This is a genomic window from Nostoc sp. MG11 (genome assembly GCF_014904695.1).
In the GTDB taxonomy this organism is placed as follows: domain Bacteria; phylum Cyanobacteriota; class Cyanobacteriia; order Cyanobacteriales; family Nostocaceae; genus Komarekiella.
On record NZ_JACXXN010000003.1, the window covers coordinates 385227 to 402775 of the forward strand.

Here is a 17549-nt window from a genome sequence, read left to right on the forward strand (position 1 = left end):
GCAATACAGCACGTAGAGATGTTGCATTGCAACGTCTCTACCCACTACACCAAGTGTCATAAATTTCCTTTGCTTCTGGATACTCCTCGCAGTATTCTTCCAAGGCTGTTTTCACAACTTTCTCTGCTCGTTGATGTGCTATCTCGGCTTGTAATTCCTCGATTACATTCCAAGCAGCAGCACATTCTTCTGAACGGATGCCTTTTTGAGCGCAAACGGCACGAGCTTTTTGAATTTCATCCTGAAGTTGTTGTTCTAGTAAGATAGTGTGGGGTTGCTCAAGAAAGTTACTATTAGCTAGAATGTCAGCCAGGGAGATGATACCTAATAGTTCGCCCTGAATAACAGGCGCTCTCTGCAAATTATGGTCGGCAAATAATCGTGCCACGTATTCTAAGCCCAGGTCAGGATTGACGACGATACAAGGCTTGGTCATCACTTCATAAACACGCACCTTACAGGGATCTTTATCATAAGCAATCACTTTATACACAATATCCTTTTCGGTAATCATGCCGTAGGCATCCTGTTCGTGGCGACGATCTACAACCAGCGCTTTCCAGTCCCTTGCCCTTAAGAGTTTGACTGCTTCAGCCACCGTTGCGGAACTGCGAATTGTAGCAACATCTTTAGTCATAATGTCAGATGCTTTCAACATAATATTCTCCAAATTTCTCATGAAGCTGATGCAATAAAGGTTTAATAAATTTGATAATCTGAAATATTGAAAATAAATTTTTTCAAAAAATATTTATCCTGTATATCAATAATTGGAAAATACTTGAGATATTCAATCTCAAGCTAAGAATGTAAGCTTTCTAGATTGTGTTGTGATTTATTAGCCCTATTGTGCAGCCGCATCCATTTAAAAGCAGTAATGTTTAATAATAAACCCACAAAGAATAAAAAGACCATCAAGGCTATCTGATACCAGAGAAGTGGCTGGACAAATAAATCTAAAACCACATGTAGTAAGTTCATGATGCTGTAAAAGACAGTTAAGCCAAAATGAATGATTCGATAACGCTTTGAATCATTAAAAGCACTGATAATAATTGCCAGCATTGGTAGCACAAAAAAGCCCAACATCAACCACATAATTCCAGAAATATCATTGATGTTTCTGGCTGGTTGAGATTCGACAACAGGTAAACCGTGAAAAAGCGGTATTAAATTTAGTTGTGTATGAAACAGTGTTCCTAGTAGAAATACTGTCCAAAGAGCAATGATTCTTTCCCGATAATTAACTGCCATAATTGCTCCTACATTCTTTTTGTAATTACCTCACCTTCAATTTAGATAAAGAATTTGAGTAACTTGTGAAGTTAACCAAACTTGATAAATTCACGTCCTTCTAGCTGTGGTTTTTCTCCCCTTAACACTGGCTCTAACACTGCTTTAATCCGAGTTGCATCAGGTGGACACCCTGGTAAGTACACATCAACTGGTACTACTGTATGCACTGGTATCACCCGATCTAGTAAGGTTGGTACAATACCAGGCTCATGGGGAATTGTGCCGTGAATATCGACAGCTTCGATGTAACAACGCTGAAGAACAGGTTCAGCACTACCTAAAGGATTGCGTAAAGCAGTAACATTACCAGTAACAGCACAATCGCCAAAAGAGACAAGAATTTGCGATCGCTCTCTCACCTTCCGAATCATTTCCAAATGATCTTCATTAGCTACTGCACCCTCAAATAACACCACATCCACCCCTAGCGGATATTCTTTCACGTCAGCAAAGGGACTATAAACTAGATCCACTTGTCCAGCTAAATCAATTAGCCACTCATCCAAATCGAGAAAAGACATGTGACAGCCAGAACAGCCGCCTAGCCAAACTGTCGCTAATTTTAAACGAGACATAATAATTCGTAATTCGTAATTGAGGAATGGGTCAATTAACTCTCTATATCTAAGAGGTTGTATGAAAAGTGGTCGGCTGTGATATTAGGCACTTATTGATCCCCCCTAGCCCACGCCAGTCGCTCCACTTGGGGAGACCCCATCGCATGATTGCGTCTCCCCAACTCTTGGAGACGCTACTTCGCGTTGGGAGAAGACCGCGCTGGCTCCCCTTAAAAAGGCTACGGTGTACACACAAGTCTTTGAGAGTTGCCCCACAGGCTTTTGATCCCCCCAACCCCCCTTCAAAAGGGGGGCAAAAACCTCTCAAAGTCCCCCTTTTGAAGGGGGATTTAGGGGGATCTAAAAGTATTTGATACATCACCAAGGACTTTTCAAACATCCTCTAAAGGTTCCATTGCTGTTTTTCGCGTGCTGTAACTAGGAAATCGAGTTTGGCGCGATCGCGTTTCATTTCTCCGACGCTCGAACCTTTGTCAAAAAGCGCACCTGTAGGGCAAGCATTAACGCATTTGCCGCAAGAAGTACAAGTATCAGAGGTTCCCCAAGGCTGATTCAAATCAGTGATTACATGGGAATTTGTTCCTCTACCCGCCATATCCCAAGTGTGCGCTCCTTCGATTTCATCACAAACACGGATGCAACGAGTGCAAAGAACACAACGGTTGTGATCAACGCCAAAGCGATGGTGAGAAATATCGACTTTGCGATCGGGGAAATGATAATCTAAACGCACATGATCCATACCCATTTCAATAGCTAGGTCTTGCAATTCGCAATTCCCATTAGCCACGCAGACTGAGCAAATATGATTGCCTTCAGCAAATAGCATTTCGATAATTGTGCGCCGATATTTTTGTAGGCGATCGCTGTTTGTTTGCACTTCCATACCCTCAGTAACTTTCGTCACACAAGCAGGCTGAAGTTTATTACTGCCAGCAATTTCTACTAAACAAAGCCGACAAGCCCCAACATCTGTAACCCCTTCTAGATGACATAAAGTCGGAATATGAATCCCTGCATCCTGTGCTGCTTGAAGAATGGTTTCCTCCTCACGGGCACTAATAAGTTTGTCGTTGATTGTTAAAGTTTTTACTGACATTGCCTCTAGCCTCAATCAGAATTAGCCTTTCGCTTCTGAAATGCCCTGCGCCTTGAGTTATAGACTAATAGTTTGAGGAACTTGTGAAGAGGAGATACGAATTATCAACGAAACTCAGCCTGCTCAATCTTTGCTCGAAAGAACTCTGAGTAACGCTCTGTCCCAAACCACCAGCCTGCACTGATCTGGGAGGGTATTGTAAATCCGCCAAATGTGTGTTCTTCTGGAAATTCTCCGCCAAAGGGGATGTAAGTATAACTACTATCCTCCTTGTGTTCTCCCCAACGTGGTAAAGAAAGCTTCAGCACTTTGCCGTCAAGGTCTGTAACCAGTGTCAGCGTTATCGGTTCACCATCAACCTTCAAACTAGCTTGGATAGTCCTCTCATCAATTGCCTTCCAAATTACATTGCGTTGAGGTAGCAAAGCAGAAGGTAGCCAAAAAAATTCTCCTGCGAATCGTCCAATGGCAGAGCGAGTAATATCAGGACTGTGGGCATTTACTAACGGAATTAGTCCCCCAAGGGAAAAGCGCATTCGACCCGACTTGTTTGCATAGTAATCTACTCCCATAAATTTAAATAAACCGCTACCAATAACTGGTCTCCAAACAAATCCTTTCAGGGCTGAGGTAATCTGTTTTGCTCGCATCGGTATCCACGGTTTATCTTGCGCCATCCTAAAACTGCCACTCATTTCCAAGCTGATAGAGGAAGCAAGGGGAGTTCCCGGCGCAATGCTATGCAAAAAGTAGCGCTGCACAGGTGCAGGTAATTCTGCAACCATGTCTTTAGTGAAACGATGTTCTGCTGGTGAAGATTCTAGCGATCGCCAAATCTGATTAACTTCTTGTTCATTCTTTACCCGGATGATAACTAGAACTATGAATGCGATCACTAGCAATGCACCAATGCTCAAGAAAATTTTTGCAATCATTTTCCTCATCCCTTCTTGTAAGGAATCGTAATTTGGTAGTTAATTCTGTCCAAGGTGTCAACCTCTTTTCTATTTGGGCATAGTTACGCGATCGCTGCGAATGAGAAAGCGGCCATTGAAACGCATCAGCAACGGATCGCCGGAAAACGGAGCCACAGAAGATCCGGGACGTTGAGCATGAATGTGCAGGTGGGGTTCGTCGCTGACACCGGAGTTTCCCACCTCGGCAATGCGATCGCCAACCTTAACAACCGTTCCAGTCTGAACCGAGAGACTCTGGGGACGAAAATGGGCAAGTAAGACATAGATATCGCCACAGCGGAGAATGACGTGATTACCCGCGCGATTCGCCGGATCAATCTTGGGAATCATCATGTCCGGCAGCCCATTGATCGCTTGAACAATCTTGCCCGGACAGGGAGCTAACACCGGCTCACCATAAATCTGGTAGGCAGCTGGATCACTGGGAACTAAACCTTTTGCCCGCAAACCCAATGAATCAATCTCGACAATATCGACTGCGTAGCCATTGCCCCGATAAGCCCGAAAACGCGGAACTGACTCGTCCAAAGTCTTTACATGTGCATTAATCCGCGTGTTGCTGCCGCCATTGACGATCAGATATTTACCACCCCGCAGCGGAAAGGCGAGATCAACAACGGGAATAGCAGGCGGAAACTGACCTACCCAACTTTGCACGGCCTCGTTGCTTGCAAAAACCCCAAAAGCAACGAAACCGATGATGGCAATCCAGCCGAGCCAGCTAGACGGCAACTGTCGCTGGAGCTTGTGTTGCCGAAATCCAACTACCAAAGTAACGATAAATAGCAGTCCATAGACATAAGGTGCCCACCAGGGCGGAAAAACCCAGACTCCCATACGGGCGATCGCAAATAAGGTCAATGCCGTTACGAAAGCTTGTAGCGAAGCACCCAGTAAATTGTGTAGCGGTGCGATCGCTAGCCACCCAATCAGGACAAGTGGTAAAACGATCTGCAACCCAATCAGCAAAGCAATCATAATTTTTTGGCTGTAAAGTTTTTATGCAAATGGAAATCCCCAATTGCTACGAATTTGCTTGCATTGCCTCATCCATCACATCATGCTTGGATTTCTCAGCTTGAGCGCTTTGTTGGTAGCACTTGCTCATTACCTTGAGAAAGCCGAACGGTTCGTTAAGCGCGGCTGCTGTTGAAACACCACCTATCAAAGCTCCCATGATGCCAAATACTGCTGCATCTACTCCGGTAAGATAGAGGTTTTTTATCGGAGTTTTCGCACTAATCCATTTTTTGTTGAGTCTTGCTGGTACGCCTGGGATACCGTAAAAAGCTCCTCTGTAGCTTTGGTCAAAGTATTCTAAAGTGAGAGGCGTAGAAAGTTCGTAGTATTCGATTAGTTCTCGAAAACCAGGATAGTGAGCCTCGACAAAATCGAGAAGATGGTGCGTGATTGTTTCTTTTAGTTTGTAATATTCCTGTTCTCGTCGCTTCCAAGGTTTGTCGTGCCATTTGGCGAAGAAATCGTAATCAATAAAGACAATAATTTCACCAGTGTGGGCTGTTTGCGTGGAGTCTTTGAGGGAAGCAAAGGAGATAAAACAGGCTTTAATACCTTGATGGGGCGCACCGCTTTGTTCTTTAAAGGCGCGATCGTGGTCGTAAGATGAGTACAGCCAATGATTTTCACCTTTAAAACCCAATTTGGCGGGAGATTCTTTGAATCCTAAATACAGGCTAAATGCACTGTGAGGTTTGGGAAATTCTTGAATTTCTTTACGGTATGCAGACACCAATTCGTTTTCGACTGTGGCGGGAATCAATTTGGTGTAGGTATTGAATGCTCCAGCATCAGAAATAATAATCGGCGCATAAAATTCTTCAATTAGCGCATCAGATTGGTGTGCTTTTTGGACTTTTACACCCTTAGCTACACTGTCTTCAATAATAATTTCTGTTACTTGACTTTGAGTAAGTGCTTGACCGCCATTTTTTTCAATTAAAGGCATAATATTTTTGGCAATTTCCGCAGCACCACCCACAGGATAAAAACCACCTGTGAGAAAGTGGTAAACCAAAGTGGCGTGAGTCACAAAGGAACTTTCTGAAGGTGGTAAACCATAATCACCCCATTGGGAAGCCAACAGCGCTTTGAGTGTGGGACTTTGAAAATTCTGGTCAAGATATTCCTTGGTCGTCAATCGTGAAATTTTGCTGACTCTGGGTAAAATTGTTTTTACCCAGGAACCTAATAAACCAGACAACGGGTCTGCCATAGCAATTTTTTTCAGATCTGTAAAATACCTGATAATTGCTTTCTGCTCGTCCGCAAATATTTGGATCAAGTCAGCTTGAAATTTTTTCGGGTCGGAAGATTGGGCAAAAGTAAAATTAGGATAGACAAATTTCTCAAACGGATCGGGCATTTTGCGCCATTGCAATTTGCCGTCGGTGATATAGTCAAATACCGTCCGTCCGAGTTCACCTTTGCCCATATTTCCTACATAATGAAGTCCCACATCCCATTTGAATTTATGGTTGCGTTCAAATTCGTGGGTGTATCCGCCAATAACGAAATGTTGTTCTAGAATTAGAACTTTCTTGTGATTTAATTTTGAGAGTATAGCAGCAGTAGTTAAACCACCCATACCAGAACCAATCACAATTGCATCGTATTGATTTAAGTTAGACATTTTCAATTACCTCCAAACTTGCCACCAATGCCTGCACATTGGCTTGAGATCTAACGACCAAGATAAGCGGTCAAAATCGGATTTCCTGATTTTTGGGCTTCTCTTAAAAATTAAATCCAAGAGAATAGTAAAGCCCGTTCTTTTCTTCAGTTCTACTATTTTCTGAATGTCACAATCTAGTCTTTTTTGTAATTCCCGCGCTAGACACTCGTTGTTTCCTGAAAAGGAATAATAGATTATTAGAGTTTTCATTCATTATCCACGCCCTTGTGTAGTAATGGTAGGAGAGGCTAGATGTCTCTTCTCTATTGAGTTGTTCCACTAATCAACGTCAAATATTCATCTTGGAAGTAACGCAAGGTACTAAATACCGGATTAGGTGCAGACTGACCAAGACCGCACAAGCTGGTATGCTTCACTATGTCGCATAGTTCTTCTAGCAATTCCAAGTCAGCAAAAGATGCTTTACCTTCACTAATTTTCGTCAACAATTTATATAACTGCACCGTCCCCACCCGACAGGGAATGCACTTCCCACACGATTCATCCATGCAAAACTCCATAAAGAAGCGGGCCACATCCACCATGTTGGTAGTTTCATCCATGACAATCATGCCGCCGGAACCCATCATCGAACCAAGTTGAGTGAGTGATTCATAATCCACCGGGCTATCAAAAGCTGATGCGGGAATACATCCCCCAGAAGGGCCACCAGTTTGTACTGCTTTGACTACACCGCCATCTGGTACGCCACCGCCCATTGCTTCCACAATTTGCTTTAATGAAGTTCCCATCGGTACTTCTATCAAACCTGTGTTACAGATTTTGCCTGCTAATGCAAAAACCTTTGTACCTTTGCTCTTTTGAGTGCCAATGCTGGCGAACCAGTCAGCACCTCTGCGAATAATGGGTGCAACATTGGCGTAAGTTTCAACGTTATTAATTAAGGTAGGATGCCCCCATAAACCAGACTCGGCGGGGTAGGGTGGACGGGGATGAGGAGTACCGCGTTTACCTTCAATAGAAGCCATTAAAGCAGTTTCTTCACCGCAGATATAAGCCCCAGCACCAATACGAATATCAATTTTAAAATCAAAGCGAGAGTCAAAAATTTGAGTACCTAAGATGCCAAGGCGTTGCGCTTGGCGAATTGCAGTTTGCAGACGATTGATGGCAACGGGATATTCTGCCCGGATGTAGATATAGCCTTGATTTGCGCCTATAGCGTAGGCTGCGATCGCCATTCCTTCTAAAACGCGATGAGGGTCACTTTCTAGGACGCTGCGATCCATAAATGAATGCCCCCGGATCGCCTTCATCGGCGTTACAGATGACAAATTTGCGATCGCTTTGCTCATCGCTTTTTGCTTTAGCAACTGTTGCCCATTTCAAACCTGTAGGATAACCAGCACCACCACGTCCCCGTAAACCACTGCGGGTAATAGCATCTACTACCTCGCTAGGAGTCATCTCCCGCAAAGCATGATAAAGCGCTTGATAACCTTCGGCCGCAATATAAGATTGAATGCGTTCTGGATCTACTTTGCCACTGTTTTCTAAGACAATCGGCATCTGGTATGTAAAAAATGGATGCGTTAAATCCCCTTGCTGGACTGTTGTCTTTCCCCCATTGAGAGCAGTAATAATTGAGTGTGCATCATCAGGTGTAACTTTCTCGTAGAGTGTACCTAGACTTTCTGGTTCGGTGTTTCTCTCAACCTGTACTAGTGGCCCTTGACAGCACAAACGCATACAGCCAACGCCATGAACTTCCACTGTTTCTGCCAAATTCTCTGCTGTAACAGCTTCTTCCAAACGCTGTTTGACGGCTTGTGAATTGGCAGATAGACAACCAGCTGCAATACAACAGCGAATTTGCACAGGTTTCTCTGAAGCACGTTCTTTTTGGGCAATTTCAAATAACTCAGATAGATCCATTTTGCAACCATCCTTTGATGCGTTCAAGGACTGATTCAGCAGTTTGATTACCTAAAACGGTACCATCAAACACTACAGCAGATGCAATTCCACAAGCACCTAGACATCTTGCTGTTAGTAGTGAAATTTGACCATCTGCCGTGGTTTCACCAGCATGGATGTGGGCAGACTTTTCTACATTTGCCAAGATAGCTTGAGCGCCTTTGACGTAACAAGCTGTACCCGTACACACCACGCAAGTATGCACACCACTAGGTGCAAGTGAAAACAAATGGTAGAACGTGGCAACACCATAAACTCGACTAGGTGGTAGTTTGAGATTGTGAGCAATGTAAATTAATACATCGTTTTCTAAATAACCAAAAAGTTCCTGTGCTTTATGCAATATCTCAATGAGTGCATCCTGTTGATACTGGTGGCGTTTGATAGTTGCATCCAGCATCTTAAAGCGCTTATCTGTTACTGAGGTTGCTTTTGCCGTGTTCTTCATTTTAACAGTAGATGCCGAATTCATCGTTTGAGCCTCTCGTCTCTTCAGGATGTTGCGAGTCTCACACTTAGGATGATAGAAGAACAATTTGAGAAACTTGTGAGGACAGTAAGAATGTTCGGCGTTGCTGGATTATGTGATGATTTTGTCATGTAGAGGAGCCAGCGCTGTGCGGGGGTTCTCTCCGTTGAGGCGACTGGGGTGCGCGGAGGCACAGAGAAAAGAGTTTTAGAGATGTTCACACTGCAATGAAGCAAGGCGTAATACCTAAACAGAACTTACGCACTCAGATCCCCCAACCCCCTTAGAAAGGGGGTTTTAGACGTTCCCCCCTTTTTAAAGCTACGGTGTACACACATCTGTGTACAAAACCAAAATCGTTGTATATCCTCCTAAATCCCCCTTCAAAAGGGGGACTTTGAGAGGTTTTTGCCCCCCTTTTGAAGGGGGGTTGGGGGGATCAAAAGCCTGTGGGGCAACTCTCAAAGACTTGTGTGTACACCGTACCTTTTTAAGGGGAGCCAGCGCGGTCTTCTCCCAACGCGAAGTAGCGTCTCCAAGAGTTGGGGAGACGCAATCATGCGATGGGGTCTCCCCAAGTGGAGCGACTGGCGTGGGTTAGGGGGGATCAGGGTTTCAGGCTTCAGTGCGTAAGTCCTACTAAAGTTAGATCCTCACAACTTCCTCAGATTTTTGACTTAACCTCAACATATAGCCAAAATAGGGTTTATATTCTTTCTGCCCTCTGCTTCCCTGCCTCCTGCTCTCTTCTGCCTTTCTTGTTAAGGTGTGATGATCATGCAAAAACGACTTGGCATTCTGACTAGTGGTGGCGACTGTCCCGGACTCAATACTGTAATTCGGGCAGTTGTTAACCACGCCACCCTCACCTATAACTGGCAGGTAGTAGGTATTCCTTATGCAACTAGAGGGCTTTTAGAGAGAAAGGCAATTCCTCTGAGCATAAATGGTCTAGACCTACGTGGTATTGACCCCTTGCTAAATATGGGAGGCACGATTCTAGGTAGCATCAATAAAGGTGATACTCTAGCTCATATTGACGAGATTATTGCTGGCTACCATGCTTTAGAACTAGATGCCTTGATTGGCGTTGGTGGAGATGGCAGTTTAGCAATTCTCAACCAACTGCAAAGCAAAGGAAACTGGCAGTTCATCGCTATTCCGAAAACAATTGATAATGATGTAGCAAAGACAGAAAGAGTAGTTGGGTTTGATACTGCGGTCAACACAATTGTTGATGCTCTGAATCGTTTGACATTTACCGCTGCTAGTCACGATCGCGTGATGATTGTCGAAGTCATGGGACGCAAAGCTGGGCATTTAGCGCTACACTCCGGTATTGCAGGCGGTGCAGATGTGATTTTGATTCCTGAAATTCCCCATACAATTAAAGGTGTGTGCGAACATTTAGCAGAATTACGCGATCGCTGGGGACGCAGATTTGCAATTGTCGTTGTGGCGGAAGGCGTTCAAATAGCAGCTGATTCATCTAGTCATCTATCCTGCGAAAAGCCATCCTGTGGTATGGGTCAATATATCGCCGATGAGCTTCGCCATTGCAGTAACAATCAAATTGATATTCGGGTTTCCGTTTTAGGACACATTCAACGAGGTGGTATTCCTTCAGCTTTAGACCGGTTAGCTGATGGACAATCTGCACAGATGGTAGCTTGGCAAAATGGGCAAGTTGTAGCTGTTCCTTTAGAAGCAGTCTTGGCTTGCAGTCCATGTCTTGTAGATCCTAATAATTTCTTAGTGCAAACTGCGCGATCGCTCAGTACTTACATTGGTAACATTACTCCAGCGATAACCAATATCTTATGAGATTTTGTAAACAAACCCACTCTTGCGTTCTTCTCTGCGCCTCTGCGTGAGTAATACCAATTTAAAAAAACAATGTGACAGATAAACCGTGTAGAGACGTTGCAATGCAACGTCTCTACCAAAAGATTTGTTGCAATCATTAATTGAATCGGTATAATTCATCAAATCACCCAGCACAAAACGGAGCCTTTTATCAGTCTTCACGAGAAGACTTGAGAAATTAGCCTGGAACTAAAAGTTCCAGGCTGTTTAAGTTATTAGCTAGTTGAGAATGTTGCAAACACATCAGAATTTAAGAGACACCTCAATTAAAAATTCAAGTACCTCTTAATATCTGAATATTTTTATTTTGCTGTTACATTTCCAATAGCTTCTTTCGCTTTCTCAACAATACTTTCTTGGGGCTTTCCTGCTTGTTCGGCTTTCACATTTCTTTCATAAGCCTTTTCCATAGTATTAAGATTTTCTCCATCTTTTGCTGCTTGCTCGTAAGCTTCTTGTCGTTCTTCTTCTTTAACGCCGACACCTGGATCATATTCGTAAGCACGGTTAATTTTTTCTTGAGAATTTGGTTTATACTCTGGAGGTACGAGCTTTAATTCTTCAAGTGTAGTTGCATAACTAGCTTGCTGCATAAAAATGAATGAACTCGACAAGCTAATGAACATTATTAAGCCAAAAACCAAAAAGGTAGAACGTAAAACTTGCTTGCAAGTTAATAGAATTTTTTGCATGAAAAACCTTCCTAATTTTTTATTATGAGCCTTCGTCGTGTATAAATAGATTCAATCTACAAGGCTCAAAGGCATCCTAAGTGTTTAGGTACAGTTCTTCCTTCTACCGCAGGGTATATTAATTTTCACCTATAACCAACTGTGATGAATCTTAATTCCTCGATTTTGCATTGTATACTCAAACAAATTTGTTGGTAGTGCTTCTTCCACAGCAAAAACGCCTGGTTTCTTGAGTTTACCCTCTAGTAATAATTGGGCAATACTACCCGTACCACAACCAGAAGCCATTGCTGTATTTTCATGTACTAAATCTGAACAAAATACGGCTGTTTTACCGTTCTTTTGACCTGTTACTTCGGAGCGAACTGCTACTCCAATACCAGTAAAGCGATTGGTAACATCAGTCATCAAATGACTAACATGAGATAAAAATTCAATAGTGCTACGTTTCTGCATTAACCATTTAGGAAACACATGAGCAGTGATCCAAGTCATGTGATTGTAAAAATCGGGAACTGAGCCAAACTTAGTAATTACGGTTTTGACTGATGGGAAGGCGTGGGGTAATGTGAAAGTTTCCGGCATATCAAACCAGTAAACTCCCGTACGTCCATAGGGAGGTAGAAAGTTAACAGCTTCGCGTTCACTATAAGGCTGTACTTCTTGCCATTTACCATCTATCCAAGCATCAAAAGGACGCTGTAATCCCAGAAAAGTTGTCCGCATCACTGTAACGCCAGCACCGCCAGAACCAGAAACTAAATAACTTAGATGAATCTTTTGCGCTTCATCAAATTGCTCGATACCTTGACGTACCATGCTATTAGAAATGCCTGGAAAAATGCCAGTGTTAATAATCGCCGTAACACCAGCAGCAGCGGCTTGTTCTTGATAATTAAGAGCCTTACTAGTATAAGAACGATGATCGCTAACATCTACATAGTTAACGCCTTGGGCAATACAGGTTTCAAGAACATTAGTATCTCGGTAGTGAAATGGCCCAGCACAGTGGATAACTAAGTCAGAGTTGGCGATCGCCTCCTTCAACTTATCAACTTCTGCTAAATCCAATATCAAAAACTGTACTTGCCCTGCCGAAGTCAAGTTAACAGCCTTTCCTATCTCTGGGGAACGCCCAGTGATCGTAATCTGTGCCTGCGTATGAGTAGCTAGATCCTGAGCAACACTGCTACCAATTCGCCCCCGTCCTCCTAAAATTAAAACTCGTGTCATTACTCCAGAATAGGAAACACCATTATTATTTCATCAGCTTTCAGTTCTATTTGTCACCTGTTATAAGTATGACCTTGCCTGCTTACAAAGGAGGACTTATAAATTGACTTCGTAAACTTCCGGTAGTATTTAGCAACTATTTTAACGATAATTTGTGTTGCTATGTAGCGATCGCTCTCAAAACTCGACACTCCAAGAGCAAAACTCGGAACTCCGAGATCAAAACTCAGAACTCCGAGATATTATCTTTGACATTCAACTAATGTACGCATTTATGCATACATCCTGCTCAACTAATGCCAAAAACTGACTCTACCGTTGACTTGATGGAATCTCTTGCATCCTTCAAAGTCTGGCTAATTGGATGCTTAGCCTGCAAAAACACACGGGCGCAATTGCGTCCTGGCATTCCAGAGATAGAACCACCTGGATGCGTCCCTGCACCAGTTAAAAATAGATTGTCAATTGGGGTTTTGTAGTTTGCTATTTCTGGCAAAGGACGGAAAAACACCATTTGATCTAGTGTCATGTCAATGTGGTAATAATTGCCTTTATACGCACCTAATCTTTCTCCCAATTCTGCTGGACTCTCAACACGACGCGCAATAGTTGCATCTTTCACATTGGGTGCATAGGTCGCCAACTTATCAATTACCCTGTCTGCAACTTTGTTTTTCAACTCATCTGTCCAACCAGTACCTTTTAAACCAGTACCTTCTGCACCTGCAATTTGATAGGGGGCGAAAAACTCAATCCACAGGGTGTGCTTGCCTGGTGGTGCTAATGTGGGGTCAAGAGCGCTAGGCATCACCACATACATAGAGGGATCAGAATCAGGAATCTCTCCCAAGGTACATTTACTATGAGCCTGTTCCACGTGACTCACGGAATCTGCAATCAAGATAGAGCCAATTAGATATTCATCTTTATGCGCGTGATATGGAAAGCGCAACGGTTCATCTAAAGCCAAATCTATCTTGAGGATAGTTTCATTGTTATTAACGATACGGCGTTCTAGTCTTTCCCTTAACTCTGGAGCAACTGCATCGATATCACTCTTATCAGTCATTTGTAAGAACAACCGCTGAGCGTCAATATTAGAAATTACCCCATGTTTAGCGCGATATTCTTTACCACCAGCTACCCGTACACCAACTGCTTTTTTATCGTCAATTAGGATTTTATCAACGTGTTGGTCTGTGAGAATAACGCCACCTTTACTTTTAACTAAATTCACCAAAGCTTGTACAAGTGCGCCAGTACCGCCGCGAGGTCTAGCCATACCAGGGTCATGACGCATTGCCATCATGATTGCACCAATAGCAAGGGTTTTTTGCGATGGTGGCGCACCAAGTTCTGATGCAAGTCTTGCCAAAGGTGCTTTGAGAAATTCCTCATCAAACCACTCGTTAACCAAGTCTTCAGCACTGGTCAACATATTGCGAATAAAGTCAAGGGTTTTGTTTGGGGAACCAATTACTGAAAATAAATCTTTCAGTTTTGTGATGTCATAGTTACCAAGGATATCTATAACTGACTTTGGCGGTGCATTAAACATTGGAATCATTGCACCCAGCGCCCGTTGCCAATAATCTGTATATTCTGCATATTTTTTGGCATCGCGCTCATTATAACGGGCGATTTCTGCACAAGTTTTTTCCAGCGACTTGTGACCTAAAAAATACTTGCCATCAGGATGTGGACAGAAAACAACTGGATCACACTCTAAATATTCCAAACCATATTTTTCCAATTCTAATTCTTCGACAACTGGCCCTAGGTGGATAAATTCATGATCAATAGCGCATAAGTTAAATTTAAATCCAGGAGCTTCTTGCGGTAAACATTCTTCAGTTGTCGCCGCACCACCAGGAACAGAACGCTTTTCCAGCAGCAGAACACTATAGCCAGCTTTCAGCAAATAAGCAGCACAAACTAGACCATTGTGTCCTGCACCAATAATTACAATGTCGTACTCTTGCATAATTGTGATTTTAGAATGCGCTAGATTTCTAATATTAGAAAACTTTTAACATTTTTACATCACTCATTAGGTACAAAATTTATTTTTTGTAGTTGCTTCTACTACTAAGGAGATACGACAGTTGACGATGATGGTATTTGCCTCACTTGAGTTTCTATCATCACTGTCATAATCTCCTTTTCTACTTCTAAATCTTTGATCCGAAATACTATATCTTCCCATTTAAAAGATGATTGATTCACTAATTCTTTGATTTTTTGCATAATTGCCACAACTAGCTCTATAGAAACACCTTCACCTTGAGTACAGTTAAAACTTTCTAGCATCAAAGGTTGCGAATGAGTGCGTGGGCGAATCATTCCTATAAAACTTAACGAGCGAGTCTTGCCCATTTCTGTTAACAACACCTTTACCCTGAATTCTAGTTTGCCACTACCAGGTAAAAATATCTGAATCTCTTGCGGCTTTAAACTCACTGTTTCGCCATCTACATTCAAATCATAACTTTGTAAATTGCTACGAACAAAGTCTGAATTTAAAGCACGATTAATATCTGTTTCTGTGAGTACAACACGAGCAATGGTATTTACTGGTTGGTTTAGTTCTATTTGACCAAAAAGAGCGCTTAATGGATTAATAGCAATACTATCTGTTTGCAGTTTAATTTCCTGTACGCGGATGTCTTTTTTTATGATCAATCCTTGACCACTAACTGAAACTCCATCTGCCTGTCCCTGAACTATTTTCAACAGATCGGTTTGCACATCTATATCAATTTGTTCTGCTTTATCTATCTGTTGGGATACCATCCTCTCAGCTTCTTGTGATAGGAATTGCTCCTCTAACCGTTGCTCGTCAGGCATGAATTCTAAATCTCCTAATATCTTATTACTGTTTACTGTAGATGCTGGATCTCAGAAGCGTATCTATAGGACGATATATCTAAATAGGAGGATAGAATAACCACGCAAAAATTAATTTTTACCTTTTTATTTTTGCCTGGGTAACAATCATTTGCACGCCACCACGAGGGACAATAGTAATGCCACGACGTACCGGATGTACTGGAAGATTATCAGCAAGGGTTAGTTGAAACTGCGATAATATTGTAGCTAATACTAGTTTCATTTCATACATAGAAAAGACTGCGCCAATGCAACCACGATATCCACCCCCAAAAGGTAAATATTCATGTGGTGAAAATTTTTGATTGAGAAATCTTTCTGGTCGAAATTGGTTTGCTTCTGGATAAGTTTCGGCTCGACGATGGGCTAAATAAATACATGGAACTAAAATTGTTCCTGATGTGAATTTATTACCCATAATTTCTACCATATCCTTTACCATTCTTGGCGTGCAAATTAAGGCAATGGGGTAAATCCGCAGTGTTTCTTGACAGACGGCGGTGAGGTAAGGTAGTTGTGTAATTGCTTCTGGATTTGTTGGATTATCCAAAGCGTTTAATTCTTGCATTACCTGATTTTTAACTTCTGGGTGGGAGTGAATCAAATGAAATACCCAGGCTAATACACCTGCTGTTGTTTCATAACCCAGCAGCAGTAATGAAACTAATTGATCGCGTAATTCTTGATCTGTCATTTGTTGTCCGTTTTCGTCACGCGCCGACATCAACAGACTAAGAATATCTGTACGTTCAGCATCATTTTGCCAACGTCTTTCATGAATTTCTGCGTAGATAAGTTTGTCTATTTGCTGTCGCCTTCTCAAGAAACTTCCCCAGGGACTCCATGCGCCGAAATCTTGTTGCAGTATGGAGAAGAAAAACAAGCTAGAATACCAAGGTTTAGTTACATCTTCTAACAAAGAACTCAATTGTGTTTTTAATTGTTGGTAACGCACACCAGGACTAACACCAAATACTACTTCCAAGATAATTTCTAAGGTGATATCGGACATCAAGTTATGTATAGAAACTGCTGTACCTAATTTCCAATCTTGGGTAACTCTTTCAGTGATTTGACAAATTGATTGCCCATAACATTTGATGCGATCGCCATGAAAAGCTGGTAGCAATAGCTGACGCTGTCGATGATGTGATCGCGTCTCTTTTAAGACAATTGAATTCTCACCAAATAAGGGTTTAAATACATGAGTTGCTTTCTGAAAATCTAACTTTTGTGCAGGCACAGCAAAACAATCACTAATTGCTTGGGGATGGCTAAAAAATACTACTGGCGGTGACTTTAACCCCATTACTCGCACTGTAAAAGTATCGCCATATTTAGCAGCACAATTTTCTAAAAATTGCGTAGGTTGAGTAATTAATTGCAGCGTTTGTAGCAACGCTGGTGTGCGTAGCTCGTTAGATCCTTTCATTATAAATTTAATACTTTTAGGATTTAAGTATTTATAAGAGGTCGTAATTAATTAGTATTAACTTTTATAAAGTTTATCAAATTTTACATGAATCTCTAGAGGGATTTTGCAAAAAAGCTTCCTAAAAATATTTTGAGCAGACACTACCGAAATTCTATCTTTTGGTTGTTTTATTAAAAGCCACTTGAAGTGTATGGCATTGGTAATTCTTCCCTATCTCCCATGCCCAAAAATTCTATCCCTCGTCTTGAAAAGTTTTGCGCCGGAAAACCTGGACACGCAAACTTTTCGCTGTTTTGAAAAGCTTTCTACAGCGAGTTTCCGACCTACGTAACTTTTCGCTTGTGGACGAAGTTTTTTATACCTATATAATTTTTTGTGACTTCTT

14 protein-coding genes and 1 pseudogene are annotated in these 17549 nt (G+C 42.2%); 1 reads left to right on the forward strand and 14 read right to left on the reverse strand.

All coding sequences use genetic code 11. The features are described from left to right. Nucleotides 1-37: 37 nt before the first annotated feature. From HCR01_RS07030 to hoxE, 9 genes and pseudogenes are all read right to left on the reverse strand, one after another. Nucleotides 38-658, reverse strand: coding sequence for a CBS domain-containing protein (locus HCR01_RS07030; protein ID WP_193195515.1), 621 nt, complete (start codon nucleotides 656-658; stop codon nucleotides 38-40). A gap of 143 nt (nucleotides 659-801) precedes the next feature. Beyond that, complete coding sequence (locus HCR01_RS07035; RefSeq protein WP_193195516.1) at nucleotides 802-1254, reverse strand: hypothetical protein; 453 nt, start codon at nucleotides 1252-1254, stop codon at nucleotides 802-804. 71 nt (nucleotides 1255-1325) lie between these two features. After that, a complete protein-coding gene (locus tag HCR01_RS07040) occupies nucleotides 1326-1871 on the reverse strand; it encodes an oxidoreductase (RefSeq protein ID WP_193195517.1) in 546 nt (181 codons plus the stop codon). A 385-nt stretch (nucleotides 1872-2256) separates the two neighbouring features. Then, nucleotides 2257-2973, reverse strand: a complete 717-nt coding sequence (gene hoxU / locus HCR01_RS07045; RefSeq protein WP_193195518.1) for a bidirectional hydrogenase complex protein HoxU — start codon at nucleotides 2971-2973, stop codon at nucleotides 2257-2259. Nucleotides 2974-3077: 104 nt separating this feature from the next. Beyond that, complete coding sequence (locus tag HCR01_RS07050; protein ID WP_193195519.1) at nucleotides 3078-3908, reverse strand: DUF6920 family protein; 831 nt, start codon at nucleotides 3906-3908, stop codon at nucleotides 3078-3080. Between the two features lie 69 nt (nucleotides 3909-3977). Next, on the reverse strand, nucleotides 3978-4928 hold the full coding sequence (locus tag HCR01_RS07055; protein WP_193195520.1) for a M23 family metallopeptidase: 951 nt from the start codon (nucleotides 4926-4928) through the stop codon (nucleotides 3978-3980). 46 nt (nucleotides 4929-4974) lie between these two features. Then, nucleotides 4975-6600 carry a phytoene desaturase family protein gene (locus tag HCR01_RS07060; protein WP_193195521.1) on the reverse strand — a complete coding sequence of 542 codons (1626 nt, stop codon included), beginning with the start codon at nucleotides 6598-6600 and terminating at the stop codon, nucleotides 4975-4977. A gap of 305 nt (nucleotides 6601-6905) precedes the next feature. Then, nucleotides 6906-8538: pseudogene (locus HCR01_RS07065) on the reverse strand (NADH-ubiquinone oxidoreductase-F iron-sulfur binding region domain-containing protein). After that, nucleotides 8525-9052, reverse strand: a complete 528-nt coding sequence (hoxE, locus tag HCR01_RS07070) for a bidirectional hydrogenase complex protein HoxE (protein WP_193195522.1) — start codon at nucleotides 9050-9052, stop codon at nucleotides 8525-8527. Before hoxE ends, HCR01_RS07065 begins: the two are co-directional and overlap by 14 nt. A gap of 774 nt (nucleotides 9053-9826) precedes the next feature. Between hoxE and HCR01_RS07075 the strand changes: the two genes are divergently transcribed. Then, nucleotides 9827-10873 (forward strand): ATP-dependent 6-phosphofructokinase, encoded by a 1047-nt coding sequence (locus tag HCR01_RS07075; RefSeq protein WP_193195523.1) that lies wholly within the window; start codon nucleotides 9827-9829, stop codon nucleotides 10871-10873. A 344-nt stretch (nucleotides 10874-11217) separates the two neighbouring features. Here HCR01_RS07075 and HCR01_RS07080 read toward each other — a convergent pair whose 3' ends face one another. From HCR01_RS07080 to HCR01_RS07100, 5 genes are all read right to left on the reverse strand, one after another. After that, nucleotides 11218-11607, reverse strand: coding sequence for a hypothetical protein (locus tag HCR01_RS07080; RefSeq protein WP_193195524.1), 390 nt, complete (start codon nucleotides 11605-11607; stop codon nucleotides 11218-11220). A 129-nt stretch (nucleotides 11608-11736) separates the two neighbouring features. Then, nucleotides 11737-12840 carry a saccharopine dehydrogenase family protein gene (locus HCR01_RS07085; protein ID WP_193195525.1) on the reverse strand — a complete coding sequence of 368 codons (1104 nt, stop codon included), beginning with the start codon at nucleotides 12838-12840 and terminating at the stop codon, nucleotides 11737-11739. 289 nt (nucleotides 12841-13129) lie between these two features. Then, nucleotides 13130-14824 (reverse strand): beta-carotene ketolase CrtO, encoded by a 1695-nt coding sequence (gene crtO, locus HCR01_RS07090; protein WP_191761130.1) that lies wholly within the window; start codon nucleotides 14822-14824, stop codon nucleotides 13130-13132. Nucleotides 14825-14928: 104 nt separating this feature from the next. Then, complete coding sequence (locus HCR01_RS07095; protein WP_193195526.1) at nucleotides 14929-15687, reverse strand: DUF2993 domain-containing protein; 759 nt, start codon at nucleotides 15685-15687, stop codon at nucleotides 14929-14931. 118 nt (nucleotides 15688-15805) lie between these two features. Beyond that, the gene (locus tag HCR01_RS07100) at nucleotides 15806-17161 is read right to left on the reverse strand and encodes a cytochrome P450 (protein ID WP_193195527.1); all 1356 of its coding nucleotides are present in this window, start codon (nucleotides 17159-17161) and stop codon (nucleotides 15806-15808) included. Between the last annotated feature and the right edge of the window lie 388 nt (nucleotides 17162-17549).

What these genes read in the sequence shown, in the direction of transcription:
- HCR01_RS07030 (WP_193195515.1), bottom strand. Translation starts at nt 658, where the DNA reads ATGTTGAAAGCATCTGACATTATGACTAAAGATGTTGCTACAATTCGC.
- HCR01_RS07035 (WP_193195516.1), bottom strand. Translation starts at nt 1,254, where the DNA reads ATGGCAGTTAATTATCGGGAAAGAATCATTGCTCTTTGGACAGTATTT.
- HCR01_RS07040 (WP_193195517.1), bottom strand. Translation starts at nt 1,871, where the DNA reads ATGTCTCGTTTAAAATTAGCGACAGTTTGGCTAGGCGGCTGTTCTGGC.
- hoxU (WP_193195518.1), bottom strand. Translation starts at nt 2,973, where the DNA reads ATGTCAGTAAAAACTTTAACAATCAACGACAAACTTATTAGTGCCCGT.
- HCR01_RS07050 (WP_193195519.1), bottom strand. Translation starts at nt 3,908, where the DNA reads ATGATTGCAAAAATTTTCTTGAGCATTGGTGCATTGCTAGTGATCGCA.
- HCR01_RS07055 (WP_193195520.1), bottom strand. Translation starts at nt 4,928, where the DNA reads ATGATTGCTTTGCTGATTGGGTTGCAGATCGTTTTACCACTTGTCCTG.
- HCR01_RS07060 (WP_193195521.1), bottom strand. Translation starts at nt 6,600, where the DNA reads ATGTCTAACTTAAATCAATACGATGCAATTGTGATTGGTTCTGGTATG.
- hoxE (WP_193195522.1), bottom strand. Translation starts at nt 9,052, where the DNA reads ATGAATTCGGCATCTACTGTTAAAATGAAGAACACGGCAAAAGCAACC.
- HCR01_RS07075 (WP_193195523.1), top strand. Translation starts at nt 9,827, where the DNA reads ATGCAAAAACGACTTGGCATTCTGACTAGTGGTGGCGACTGTCCCGGA.
- HCR01_RS07080 (WP_193195524.1), bottom strand. Translation starts at nt 11,607, where the DNA reads ATGCAAAAAATTCTATTAACTTGCAAGCAAGTTTTACGTTCTACCTTT.
- HCR01_RS07085 (WP_193195525.1), bottom strand. Translation starts at nt 12,840, where the DNA reads ATGACACGAGTTTTAATTTTAGGAGGACGGGGGCGAATTGGTAGCAGT.
- crtO (WP_191761130.1), bottom strand. Translation starts at nt 14,824, where the DNA reads ATGCAAGAGTACGACATTGTAATTATTGGTGCAGGACACAATGGTCTA.
- HCR01_RS07095 (WP_193195526.1), bottom strand. Translation starts at nt 15,687, where the DNA reads ATGCCTGACGAGCAACGGTTAGAGGAGCAATTCCTATCACAAGAAGCT.
- HCR01_RS07100 (WP_193195527.1), bottom strand. Translation starts at nt 17,161, where the DNA reads ATGAAAGGATCTAACGAGCTACGCACACCAGCGTTGCTACAAACGCTG.